This window comes from Burkholderia sp. Ac-20353 (assembly GCF_017104785.1).
Classification (GTDB): Bacteria; Pseudomonadota; Gammaproteobacteria; order Burkholderiales; family Burkholderiaceae; genus Burkholderia.
In genome coordinates this window covers 1-12454 of sequence record NZ_JAAGPL010000229.1, presented here as the reverse complement: position 1 = coordinate 12454, position 12454 = coordinate 1, and the positions used below count along the sequence as shown (strand labels likewise).

Below are 12454 nucleotides of genomic sequence, written 5' to 3'. Positions count from 1 at the left end.
GGCCGCGCGCTCGCAACGCGACAGCGCGGGCGCGAGTCCGGCGCACTTCTGTGCACGGATCGCGAGCCTCGGCTACGCGGTGCCCGGCACCGTGCTCGCGATCGGGCTGCTGCTGCCGTTCGCGGCCGCCGACCGCGCGATCGGCGCGCTGCTCGGCCGCGACGGGCTGATCCTGATGGGGTCGGTCGGCGCGCTCGTGATCGCGTACACGGTGCGCTTCCTCGCAATCTCGGCAGGCAGCATCGAGGCGGGCCTCGCACGCATCCCGCCGTCGCTCGAACAGGCGGCCCGCTCGCTCGGCGAGACTGCGGGCGGCACGCTGTGGCGCGTGCACCTGCCGCTGCTGCGGCCCGCGCTCACGACGAGCGCGCTGCTGGTATTCGTCGACGCGATGAAGGAATTGCCGGCGACGCTGCTGCTGCGCCCGCTGAACTTCGACACGCTCGCGACCTGGCTGTACGCGGAGGCCGCGCGCGGCACCTACGAGGAAGGCGCGGTCGCCGCGTTCGCGATCGTGCTCGCGGGGCTCGTGCCCGTGATCCTGCTCGCCCGCACCCGTCACAAGACCGGATCCTGACACCATGAACCTGCTCGAACTCGACGCCCTCTGCGTCGCCTACGATACGCCACACGGCCGCCGCACCGTGGTCGACGCATTGAGCCTCGCGCTCCCCCGCGGCGACATCGGTTGCCTGCTCGGTGCGTCCGGCTGCGGCAAGACGACCGTGCTGCGCGCGATCGCCGGCTTCGAGCCGGTGCGTGCGGGCCGCATCGTGCTCGACGGCGCGCCCGTCGCGTCGCCGTCCATCGACGTGCCGCCCGAGCGGCGGCGCATCGGCATGATGTTCCAGGACTACGCGCTGTTCCCGCACCTGAGCGCCGCGGACAACGTCGCGTTCGGCCTGCGGCGGCAGCCGGCAGCCGAACGGCGCGCGCGCGTGGCCGAGATGCTCGAACTCGTCGGCCTCGCCGATGCCGCGGGCGCCTATCCGCACGAACTGTCCGGCGGCCAGCAGCAGCGCGTCGCGCTTGCCCGCGCGCTCGCGCCGTCGCCGGAACTGCTGCTGCTCGACGAGCCGTTCTCGAACCTCGACGTCGATACGCGCGAGCGGCTTGCGTTCGAATTGCGCGACATCCTGAAGCGCACGGGCCACACGGCGATTCTCGTCACACACAACCAGGCCGAAGCGTTCGCGATCGCCGACCGGATCGGCGTGATGCAGCACGGCCGGCTCGCGCAATGGGATACGCCGTACGCGCTGCATCATCATCCGGCGAGCGCATTCGTCGCCGACTTCGTGCGCCGCGACGCGCTCGCCGACGAACGCGCCCGCGCGCTCGCGCGCGGCGCCGAAGCCGCACTGCACCGCTGACGGTGCCCCGCACGCTGCGGGCGGAGTACCGAGCAAGCCGCAGGCGAGCACCGTGCACGCCTCAGCCGGGCACCGCCCACTGCAGCAGCCGTCGCACCGCGGCGCTATGCGGGTTCGGCAACGTCGCGCACGGGCAGCGCGGTCGAATACTTGATCTGCTCCATCGCGAACGACGAGCTGACGTCGAACAACGGCACCGCGCGGATCAGCTGCTTGTACACGCGATCGTAGTCGTCGATGCCGGCCACCACGACGCGCAGCAGGTAATCGGTCTCGCCGCTCATCCGGTAGACCTCGACCACTTCCGGCATGTCGCGCACCGCCTGCGTGAAGCGCTGCGCCCATTCCTCGGTGTGCTGGTTGGTGCGCACGGCGACGAACACCGTGGTGCCGACGCCGAGCTTGCGCGGATCGCAGAGCGCCACCTGCGCGCGGATCGCGCCGGTTTCCTTCAGCCGCTGCACGCGCTTCCAGCACGGCGTCTGCGACAGGTTCACGCGTTGCGCGAGCTCCGCGATCGGCAGCGTGGCATCCGCCTGCAGCAGCTCGAGCAGCTTGCGATCGATGGCATCCATTTCCCCGGCCCCTCCTGGATAGAAAATTGTTCTATGCATACCACATGCCGGGGAACAATATGGCATCCGCTTCTCCGCGTCGACCGGTATAAATACCGATCATGCGTATGCGTTTCGGTCACGCTTGAAGCTGCGGCGGCGATGCGTCAGGTCGAACCGCCGTCTCGCGCCGACGCAACCGAAACCGGCCCCGCGTGGTCTTCGGAACGCGCCGACGCGGAAACCGCCGCAACCGGCGCAGCCACTGCAGCGCCCCCAGCCTCGTTGGCCGTCGCGGCCTCGCTGGCGCCCACGACAGGCTCGCCCTGCAGCCCCCGCGACGGAGCAACCATCTGCATCTGCGGCACCGGAATTTCGATGCCCGCAGCTTCCATCCTCGTTTTCACGCGCGCATTGAACGCGCGCATCACGGCTGCCTGCTGCTGCGGTTGCGTGCGGATCTGGCCTTTGACGATCAGCCAGTTCGGTTCGAAGCGGTCGAGCCCCCACACCTCGACGCCGCCGAGCATCAGGCGCCGCACCGTGAAGTCGCTCCACAGGTCCGCGCCCGCGTCGCGGATCAGGTGCGTGAGTGCGTCGACGTCGGCGGACAGCGGCGCGCGCACCTCGAACACTGCGCAGCCGAAATCGCGCGACAGGTTCTTCACGATCTTGATCTGCGAGAACGGAATCGCGTGCAGCGCGCCCTGCCCGTCGCGCAGCCGCACGGTGCGGATCGACAGGTGTTCGACGGTGCCCGCATGCCCGCCGTCGACGTCGATCCAGTCGCCGACCGAGATCGTGTCCTCGACGATGATGAAAAGCCCCGTGATCAGGTCCGACACGAGCGACTGCGCGCCGAAGCCGACCGCGAGGCCGATCACGCCCGCGCCGGCGAGCAGCGGCGTCACGTTGATCCCGAGGTTCGCCGCGGTGACGACCGCGGCGATCGTCAGGATCGTCACGAACACGACGTTGCGCACGAGCGGCAGCATCGTGCGCGCGCGCACGCTCGGGTTGCGGCCGCGGCGCGCGGCGGCCGAATTGAGCGCCTCGAGAATCGCGGTGTCGACGATGATCCACGTGAGCCACGACACGAACCACGTGACGATGATCGCGGTGGCCGCCTGCGCGATCCCGCGCGCGGCGACGCTGTGCTCGACGATTCGCGCGATCGAGATGCCCCACAGTCGCGACGTCAGCTCGACGTAGCCGAGCCAGATCAGCAGCGTCGCGAGCGAGCCCGCGAAGCGCACGAGCCGCGCGATGTACGCGGACTGGTTGCGCCGCACGCGGCGATGGGTCGGGTTCGGCCGCGTGACGCGCAGCACGACCGCCGACAGGAAGAACGCGAGCACGAGCAGCAGCGCGGTGACGATCGACGTCTGCAGCAGGTTCGACGACGTGCTGCTGCCCGCGAGCGTGCCGAGCACCGCGGCGAACGCGAGCAGCAGCACCGGCACCGGCCAGGCCCACGCGGCAAATTCTGCCATCTCGGTCGTCGCGCGGTGCTGGGTGCGCTGCAGATGGCTGCGGTTGCGGATCAGGTGCGCGACGGGCCGCCGGTACGCGAGCGCGAAATACGCGCAGAGCGTCGCGGCCGCCATGTTCGCAACGGTCGCGATCAGGCTCGCGAGATTGGTGCCGAGCTGGTGCGCGATGTCGTAGTTGAGCGCGGCGTCGCCGAGCGCGCCGAACGCGCCGATCACGCGCAGCAGGCGCCACGACCGCTCGATCAGCACGTGCCCCGCCGCCCGTCGATGCCCGGCACTGAACAGCGCGAACATGATCAGGCACAGCGCCGCGAACACCGAGCCCGCCACGATCACATACGCGACCACGAGCGCGACGATGCGGCCGAGCGATTCCGGCAGGTTACGGGATATCGCGAACACGACCGCGAACGCGATGATCCAAGGCCCGACGCGGCGCAGCGCGAACCGCAGCATCTCGCCCGCGCTCGGGTTCGGATTCAGCTTGATGACGACGCCGGCCCGCGCGGCGAGCCGCTGCTGCAGCCAGATCAGCGCGATCGCGCACGCGCCCCAGCCGAGCAGCAGCAGCACGAAGTCGAGCACGACGCCGCCGAACGACTCGGGCCCCTGGCCGCTGACGATCGTATACAGCTCGTTGCCTGCCGCGTTGAAGCGGCCCGCCCAGTAGCGCACGGGCGAGTCGCCGTGCTTCATGCTCGATTCGACGGACGCCATGCCCGACGCGATCGCGCCCCACAGGCCCGCGTTCGCATCCGACGCGGCCGATGCAGCGGACGCCGCCTGCGCGGTCTGCGCGACATCGCGCAGCGCCTTGAGCTGGGACACGAGCGCGGTCCGCTGCCGGTCGTTGTCGAGCATGCGGATTACCGCATTGAACGAACGCGCGATCTCCGCGGCGCTCGCCGGCGATGGCGCGGACGCCGCAGCGGTGCCGGACGCGGCCACCGCCGCTGAGGCCGCTGAGGCCCCTGACGCCGATGCAGGCGCGTCGGCCGCAGCCGGCGCGATCAGTTTCTGGAAGGCGGCGAGAGCAGGAGGCGTGACGGCCGCGCCGGCCGGCTGCGCGAACGCGACGCCGAGCGCCGCCGCGCACAGCACGATACGGGGCCTGACCCACCCGCGCGCGACGGCGAGCAAGGCCAGCAACACGAGACAACAGGCCGTTAGCGCCCATCCCGGAAAATGCAAGGAATCCGAAAGCAAAATGCGATCCTGTCTGGGGAAGCACGGATCGCCTAGTGTAGCCGCAAGTTGCTGTGCCCCCGCCAAAGCGGGTCGCCGGCGGCCTGGCGTCGCCGCCCGCCGACCGCCGTCTCGCCGACTACGCGCCCCCCCGCGCTCAGTACGCGACGGTCGCGATCTCGCGCACGAAGCTGCCCTGCTCGAGCGCGTCGACGAACGCGACCGCGTAGTCTTCCGCCGAGATCTTGCTGTCGCCGTTCGCATCGACGATCAGCTTGTCGACACCGGTGCGGAACGTGACCGTGCGCTCGCCCGGCGCGATCACTGCGGCCGGCGCAAAGAACGTCCAGTCGAGGTCGCCGACCGTACGCAGGTAGTCGAGCGCATCACGGTGCGCCAGCGCGACCGCCTTGTACGCATCCGGAAACCCGTCGGCATCGACGAGCTGCTTGCCCGGCGCGACTTCGAGCGAGCCCGCGCCGCCCACCAGGACGAGCCGCTTCAGGCCTGCCTCGCGCGTGCCGGCGACGAGCGCCCGCGCGGCTGCGACGACCTTCGCCGTGTCGTCGAGCTTCGGGCCGTAGGCGCTCGCGACAACATCGTGCCCCGGCAGCGCGGCCGCGATGCTGGCCGGATCGAACAGGTCGGCCGCTTTCGCGGTGACGCCGTCGGCAGTCGCACCGGGCGTGCGCGACAGCGCGGTCACGCGATGGCCGCGTCGCGCGGCTTCCGCCGCGATGCGCGAGCCGATCATGCCGGTGGCGCCAAACAGTGCGATGTTCAAAGGACGTTGCGTCATGTCGTTTCTCCAGAAAGGAAGAAAAAAAGAAAGATATGTAACTTACGTAATTACATATAAGAGCGAAAAAAATGGGGTGGTCAACCCCGTCGTGCCGGACCCGAGCCGGCTTACTTCACCGCCTGCCGGCATTCATCCGCCGGCGCCGGCGTGCTGCTGCCGACGCTGCTCGGAATTCAGCACGTCAGCCGTCACGTCGGCCAGCGTACGGGTCGCGAGCGACGCTTCCATCGCGCGCTGCGCGTCGCCGATATAGTCGGTCAGCACGCCCTGGATGTGCCGCCCCACGAGACACGCGGGATTCGGCGCCTCGCGGTGCAGCGCAAACAGCTGCGCGTCGTCGACCGCCCGGTACACGTCGAGCAACGTGACGTCACCGGGCTCGCGCGCGAGCAGCGCGCCGCCGCCCGCACCGAGCTGCGACGTAGTCAGCCCCGCGGCCGCCAACATCGACAGCAGCCGGCGGATCAGCGCCGGGTTCGTGTTGACGCTGCCTGCGATCACGTCGGACGACAGCGGCACGCCTTCCTGCATCGACAGCAAGGCAAGCACGTGGACGGCAAACGCGAACCGGCTGCTGGTATTCATTCCTGACTCACTCGGCGACGCCGGCCCGTACCGGCTTCCGGCGACAATGTGCAACTATGATAGTTACATTTAGTCGATCACGCAACCGGCGCGTCACTGTCCGCTGGCGGACTTTGCTCCGGAAGCGCCCTGCTGGTTCCATTGCTGGAGCTTGCGCCCCGCTTCCGCGATCTTCGCACCGGCTTCGGACGCGGCCTGGCCTACGACGGCGGAAGCCGCCGCGTTCAATTGCGCCTGCGCGGCGGCCGCGATGCCGCTGGCCGACAGCGGCGGCACGGCCGACGCCGCCGACGCGATCCCGGCCTTCGCGGCGCCAAGCTGCTGGTTCACCGCGTTCGCGACCTGGTCGATCGCCTGGTTCGCGTGCTTCGCGACGTCGGCGGCCGCGCTCGCGGCCGTATCGGGCGGCGGCGCGGACGGCGCACCGGATTTCTCGCATCCTGCGAGCAACGCCACCGCGCACGCGGCAGCGATCAGAACGGGCGCGCTGCGCACCCGCCAAGACTTCATGTTCATCAGCATTCTCCGGCCGCGCGTCGCACGGCCTTCACGATTGGACCGACGTCGATGATACCGCCTGTGCGCGCCGCATTTCGCGGCCGCAGGTTAAAAACAGCTTTCAATTTCGAACTCGTCTGATTCAAACGCGCGGACGGTGGCACTAAAGTGATGCAGCCTCAACTCACATCGCCGCGCTCCCGATGCCCATGCATTTCCTCGTCGACTGGCTCATCGTCCTCGCCGCCCTGACGGCCGCCGCACTGTTTCTGTGCCTGCGCGCGCCGCGCAGCCGCCATGCGCCGGAAATCGGCCGCGGGCGCCGCATCGATTCCGCGCGCCTGATCACGCAGGCGATCCTCGGCTTCTGGACAGCCGCGCTGATCGTCGCGCATGGCATTCTCGGCGTGGCCGGCGCCGACGCGTCGCCGGCCGGCTTCGCCGCATTCGCGCTCGCCGCGCTCGGACTCGCGTCGGTCTCCACTTACTGGACCGTGCTCGCGCTGCGGCTGCGCCGCACGCGCTCGCTGTTCACGCACCACTGACGCGCGAGCCCGGTGCGCGCCGACGCATCACCCCTCGCCACACTGCACCACACCGCACCACGCTGCACCATTTCGCGCCCGGCACGCACCAGATCAGCACGCGCCGCACCACACACGTGCGACCTCGATCGACACTGCCCCACGGTCGCGCAGCGATGCAACGGTGCGATTCCCCGGAAAGCCGCACGGGATCGCGCCCCCGCACCACTTCCACGCATCCGTTCACCAGGTTGGCTCGAATATTGCGTTCCTCGCCCATTTTTTGAGCAAGGAAGCTTCGGAATGGATGGTCTGAAATCCGGCGTCGATACACTGTTCCTGTTGATCGGCGCGGTCATGGTGCTCGCGATGCACGCGGGCTTCGCGTTTCTCGAACTCGGCACGGTGCGCAAGAAGAACCAAGTCAACGCGCTCGTGAAGATCCTCGTCGATTTCTCGGTATCGACCATCGCGTACTTCTTCATCGGCTACACGATCGCGTACGGTGTCGAGTTCTTCGACGACATCGGCACGCTGTCGCAGCACAGCGGCTACGCGCTCGTGCGCTTCTTCTTCCTGCTGACCTTCGCCGCCGCGATTCCCGCGATCATCTCCGGCGGGATCGCCGAGCGCGCGAAATTCAATCCGCAGCTCGTCGCGACGCTGATCATCGTCGGCTTCATCTATCCGTTCTTCGAAGGGATCGCATGGAACGAACGCTTCGGCGTCCAGGCGTGGCTCACGCACGCGTTCGGCGCACCGTTCCACGATTTCGCGGGCTCGGTCGTCGTGCATGCGTTCGGCGGCTGGGTCGCGCTGCCGGCGGTGCTGCTGCTCGGCGCGCGCCACGGTCGCTACGGCAACGACGGGCGGATCGCCGCGCACCCGCCGTCGAACATCCCGTTCCTCGCGCTCGGCGCGTGGGTACTCGCGGTCGGCTGGTTCGGCTTCAACGTGATGAGCGCGCAGACCCTCGACAAGGTGAGCGGCCTCGTCGCGGTGAACTCGCTGATGGCGATGGTGGGCGGCACGCTCGCCGCGTGGCTTGCAGGCCGCAACGATCCGGGCTTCACGTACAACGGCCCGCTCGCGGGGCTCGTCGCGGTGTGCGCGGGGTCCGACGTGATGCACCCGATCGGCGCGCTCGCGACCGGCGCCGCGGCCGGCGCGCTGTTCGTCGCGATGTTCACCTGCGTGCAGAACAAGTGGCGCATCGACGACGTGCTCGGCGTGTGGCCGCTGCACGGGATGTGCGGCGCGCTCGGCGGCATCGCGGCCGGCGTGTTCGGGCTGCCGGCGCTCGGCGGCCTCGGCGGCGTGTCGTTCGTGTCGCAGTTGCTCGGCACGCTCGGCGGCATCGCGATCGCGCTGGCCGGCGGCACGCTCGTCTACGGCGCGCTGAAAGCGACCGTCGGCCTGCGCCTCGACCGCGAGGCGGAATTCGACGGCGCCGACCTGTCGATCCACCGGATCTCGGCGACGCCTGAACGAGACTGAGCGCTGAACCGGCGCCGGGCGTCCGGCGTGCGACGCTCGACGAAACCATACAATTTCAATTCAAAAAACTTTCATCTAGCGTCTCTAAACTTCCGTCCAGTTTTCAAATCGCCTTCGCGTTGCTTGCTGTTTGCAAACGCGCGGCGGCGATTCTTCCAACAATCGAAACTGGACACCACATGCCCGCGTTGCCCAATGCTTCCCGTCGACAGGCCCTGAAGTTCCTCGCCGGCGCACCGATGCTTCCCCTTTCCGGTCTCGCGCTGCCTGCCCTGCTGACGGGTTGCGGCGGCGACGACAGCCCGGCCGCGACGCCCGCCACCCCCGCCGCCGCATTCACCGCGGCGACGTTCTCGGCGATGGCCGCGCCGACGCTCGACAACGCGACGGCAATGGCGTCGACGACGGTCGGCTCGACGCTGTCGGTGTCCTTCTCCGACGGCACGTCGCGCAACTTCAAGCTCGCGTACAAGCCGTTCTTCGTGACGGGCGACATGGTGCCGGACGGCAAGGGCGGCACGATTCTCGCGGGCGGCTACTACGACATCAACAACCAGCCGATCATCGACCGTTCGGTCGCGGGCAAGGAGCGCCAGTTCTATTCGGACTGCCCGGACGGCAGCTCGCTGCTGACGCTGAAGAATGCGAGCGTGCCCGGCGTGAAGGGCAACACGGTGTTCGCGGTCGTGCAGTTCGAGTACACGACGCGCGACCAGGCGAGCGTGTCGCAGTACGGCCAGTTGCCGTCGCCGATCGCGGTGCTGACGCTCGACCAGGATCCGGCGACCGGCGCGCTCAAGCTCGTCAAGTACCACAACGTCGACACGTCGAAGGCGCACGGGCTGTGGATCACCTGCGGCGCAAGCCTGTCGCCGTGGGGCACGCACCTGTCGAGCGAGGAATACGAGCCGGACGCGACCAAGGCCGCGACCGACGCGCAATTCAAGGCCTTCAGCAAGAACACGTTCGGCGACGCAACGAAGGCCAATCCGTATCACTACGGCCACCTGCCGGAGATCACCGTCAATCCGGACGGCACGGGCACCGTGAAGAAGCACTACTGCCTCGGCCGCATCTCGCACGAGCTGATCCAGGTGATGCCGGACCAGCGCACCGTGATGATGGGCGACGACGCGACCAACGGCGGCCTCTTCATGTTCGTCGCGGACAAGGCGGCCGACCTGTCGGCGGGCACGCTGTACGTCGCGAAGTGGACGCAGACGTCGTCGGCGGGCGCGGGCTCCGCGACGCTCACGTGGCTCAAGATCGGCCACGCGACGAGCGCCGAAATCGAGGCGTTCGCGAACACGCTGAAGGCGTCGGACATCATGGACGTCGCGACGACCGATCCGGCCGACGCGAGCTACACGAAAATCCATTTCGGTGGCAAGTTCAACTGGATCCGCGTGAAGCCGGGCATGGAAAAGGCCGCCGCGTTCCTCGAGACGCACCGCTACGCGGCGCTGATCGGCGGCAGCATGGCGTTCACGAAGCTCGAAGGCACGACGGTGAACGCGAAGGACAAGATCGTCTACACCGCGATGTCGCGGATCGAGACGTCGATGGTCAAGGGTAACGCGGTGTCGCGCGACGTCGCGCTCGACAAGAAGATCGCCGCGGGCGCGACCTACGCGCTGAACCTGAAGGGCGGCCAGCGCGACACGTCGGGCACCGCGATCGACAGCGAGTGGGTGCCGGTCGACATGAGCGCACCGGCCGCGCTGGTCGGCGAGGACCTCGCCGCCGCCGACGCGCTCGGCAACCTCGCGAACCCCGACAAGGTCGCGAACCCCGACAACCTGAAGTTCTCCGAAAAGCTGCGCACGCTGTTCATCGGCGAAGATTCGGGCATGCACGTGAACAACTTCCTGTGGGCGTACAACGTCGACGCGAAAACGCTCACGCGCGTGCTGTCCTGTCCGGCCGGCGCCGAATCGACGGGCCTGCACGCGGTCGACGAGATCAACGGCTGGACCTACATCATGAGCAATTTCCAGCACGCGGGCGATTGGGAATCGCCGCTGCACGACAAGGTCAAGCCGACGCTCGACCCGCTCGTGCGCGCAAACTTCAAGGACCGGTTCGGCGCGAGTGTCGGCTACCTGACGGCCGAACCGACGAGCATCAAGCTCGCGAAGGCCTGATCGCAGCGGCGGGATTTTCGCTCCCGCCGGCGACGAACTCCCGCTTCATCAGATTCGTCACGTTTCATTCGTCACGTTTCATTCGTCGGCTCCACGCCGTCTTTCGCGCGATGCCTTTACGGGCATCGCGCTTTTTTTTTGCGCGTGAGAAAGCACGCACCGGGCGGTTGCGCGGGCGAATTTCGAGGAAGGGAGATAATGCGAGCCTGACGTGTCGCGGCGGACGGGCAAAAAAAAGCGCCACGGAGACCGTGGCGCTAAAAAAGTTCTAGCCATTCCGAGGGCCGTGCTAGAACCTGAGAGACTGCGCGAAACACCGTTGTCGATTAAACTCCGAAACGATGTTTCGAAAACGTGAGCCATTCTTGACGTTTCCGACTGGCAAGTCAAGCGGTATTTGCACCAATCAATGCAGTTTACGGCAGTGAAAGCTTCGGCGTTTTCCTAATAAACCAAGGGTGAACCCGCAAAATCCCATCGGATGACCGGTTCACCCGCAGAACATGCATTTTTTGACAATCATCGTACGATAGCAAGAAAATTGAAATACAGTTTCGGAAATTGAGAGAACCTCCCGTGTCGATACCCGTGCCTCCTCCTGCTTCCCGCGAACGCGAGTCGTCGCCCGACGAGATTACCGCGCTTGCGCGCGGCCTTGCCGTGCTGCGCCGCATCGCCGCCGCCGACGCGCCGGTCAGCAACCGCGAGCTGACCGAACTGACCGGCATCCCGAAGCCGACCGTGTCGCGGATCACCGCGACGCTCGTCAGCGCCGGCTTCCTGTTCCAGTTGCCGGACAGCGAACGCTTCGTGCTGACCGCGTCGGTGCTCGAGCTGAGCCACGGCTTCCTGCGCAACTTCGACATCCGCGCGCGTTCGCGGCCGTTCATGATCGAGCTGGCCGAACGCACGTCGCTGTCCGTGCACCTCGCGGTGCGCGACCGGCTCGACATGGTCGCGATCGACGTGATCCGGCCGCGCTCGGCGGTGCTCGTCACGCGGCTCGAGATCGGCTCGCGGATGGACATCGCGCGCACCGCGGTGGGCCGCGCGTATCTCGCCGCGCTCGAGGACGACGAGCGCCGCGCGCTGATCGACGCGCTGCGGGCCGCGGCCGGCGACGACTGGCCGCACGTGTACGCACGCCTCAACCCGGCGCTCGACGACGCGACCCGCCTGGGCCACTCGATCGCGATCGGCGAATGGCGCGAAGGCCTGAATGCGGTCGCCGCAGGCTTCGTCGGACCGTCGGGCCAGCGCTACTCGGTCAACTGTGGCGGCGCATCGCACCAGTGCCCGCCCGAATGGCTCGCTGAACACGTCGTGCCGGCACTGCACGAGTGCATCGCGAAGATTACCCGGGAAATCGGCGGCGCGCCCGCGCGCCGCCGCGCCGCCTGACCGTTTTGTCATCCTGCTGTCGCGTTCTGTAACGACCGTAACCCGTTGAAAGATAGAGCACTGGACTCTATCGGGGACGGGACGTAGCATCATGCCCATCGCCGCGCCGCATCCGCGGTGCGCACGCTCTTTTCCCGCGCGGATCGGGGGCCGGGCCGGCCCGCCTGATGCCGCATGCATGCCCACGCGCGACCCGCTTTGCAGCGCGCCGCGTCGTCATCAAGACAGAACCGATGGACAATCAACAAAAGCCCACGCCTCCCGCGCGCGAACCTGCGCCCGCCTCCACCGCCGCGCGGCGCCCGCGCCGCAAGCTGATGGCCGGCGCGCTCGCGCTCGTCGTGATTGGCGGCCTGCTGTGGTGGCATCCGTGGCGCAGCACGCCCGCCAGCCCGGCA

At 68.0% G+C, this 12454-nt stretch carries 11 protein-coding genes and 1 pseudogene; 7 read left to right on the top strand and 5 right to left on the bottom strand.

Annotated features, from left to right (window positions below; all coding sequences use genetic code 11):
* Together G3N94_RS35525 and G3N94_RS35520 are read left to right on the top strand one after the other, a co-directional pair.
* A partial coding sequence (locus G3N94_RS35525; protein WP_205798751.1) for an ABC transporter permease subunit occupies positions 1 to 577 on the top strand: 577 nt, incomplete at its 5' end.
* A gap of 4 nt (positions 578 to 581) precedes the next feature.
* Positions 582 to 1373, top strand: a complete 792-nt coding sequence (locus G3N94_RS35520) for an ABC transporter ATP-binding protein (protein ID WP_124598986.1) — start codon at positions 582 to 584, stop codon at positions 1371 to 1373.
* Positions 1374 to 1477: 104 nt separating this feature from the next.
* Here G3N94_RS35520 and G3N94_RS35515 read toward each other — a convergent pair whose 3' ends face one another.
* The 5 genes from G3N94_RS35515 to G3N94_RS35495 form a co-directional block, all read right to left on the bottom strand.
* Positions 1478 to 1948, bottom strand: coding sequence for an Lrp/AsnC family transcriptional regulator (locus G3N94_RS35515; RefSeq protein ID WP_124598987.1), 471 nt, complete (start codon positions 1946 to 1948; stop codon positions 1478 to 1480).
* 146 nt (positions 1949 to 2094) lie between these two features.
* Positions 2095 to 4572, bottom strand: a complete 2478-nt coding sequence (locus G3N94_RS35510) for a mechanosensitive ion channel domain-containing protein (RefSeq protein ID WP_346778759.1) — start codon at positions 4570 to 4572, stop codon at positions 2095 to 2097.
* Positions 4573 to 4762: 190 nt separating this feature from the next.
* Positions 4763 to 5404 carry an NAD(P)H-binding protein gene (locus tag G3N94_RS35505; protein ID WP_205798749.1) on the bottom strand — a complete coding sequence of 214 codons (642 nt, stop codon included), beginning with the start codon at positions 5402 to 5404 and terminating at the stop codon, positions 4763 to 4765.
* Positions 5405 to 5536: 132 nt separating this feature from the next.
* Positions 5537 to 5992, bottom strand: coding sequence for an Rrf2 family transcriptional regulator (locus G3N94_RS35500; protein WP_205798747.1), 456 nt, complete (start codon positions 5990 to 5992; stop codon positions 5537 to 5539).
* A gap of 93 nt (positions 5993 to 6085) precedes the next feature.
* The gene (locus G3N94_RS35495; RefSeq protein WP_205798745.1) at positions 6086 to 6508 is read right to left on the bottom strand and encodes a hypothetical protein; all 423 of its coding nucleotides are present in this window, start codon (positions 6506 to 6508) and stop codon (positions 6086 to 6088) included.
* Between the two features lie 191 nt (positions 6509 to 6699).
* Between G3N94_RS35495 and G3N94_RS35490 the strand changes: the two genes are divergently transcribed.
* From G3N94_RS35490 to G3N94_RS42770, 5 genes and pseudogenes are all read left to right on the top strand, one after another.
* Positions 6700 to 7035 carry a hypothetical protein gene (locus tag G3N94_RS35490; RefSeq protein WP_205798753.1) on the top strand — a complete coding sequence of 112 codons (336 nt, stop codon included), beginning with the start codon at positions 6700 to 6702 and terminating at the stop codon, positions 7033 to 7035.
* 282 nt (positions 7036 to 7317) lie between these two features.
* Entirely contained in the window at positions 7318 to 8511 is a 1194-nt protein-coding gene (locus G3N94_RS35485) for an ammonium transporter (protein ID WP_205798743.1), read from the top strand.
* A gap of 179 nt (positions 8512 to 8690) precedes the next feature.
* A complete protein-coding gene (locus tag G3N94_RS35480; protein WP_205798741.1) occupies positions 8691 to 10655 on the top strand; it encodes an alkaline phosphatase PhoX in 1965 nt (654 codons plus the stop codon).
* 576 nt (positions 10656 to 11231) lie between these two features.
* Positions 11232 to 12056, top strand: a complete 825-nt coding sequence (locus tag G3N94_RS35475; protein WP_205798739.1) for an IclR family transcriptional regulator — start codon at positions 11232 to 11234, stop codon at positions 12054 to 12056.
* Positions 12057 to 12289: 233 nt separating this feature from the next.
* Positions 12290 to 12454 (top strand): annotated as a pseudogene (locus tag G3N94_RS42770) (multidrug transporter subunit MdtA); the annotation flags it as partial.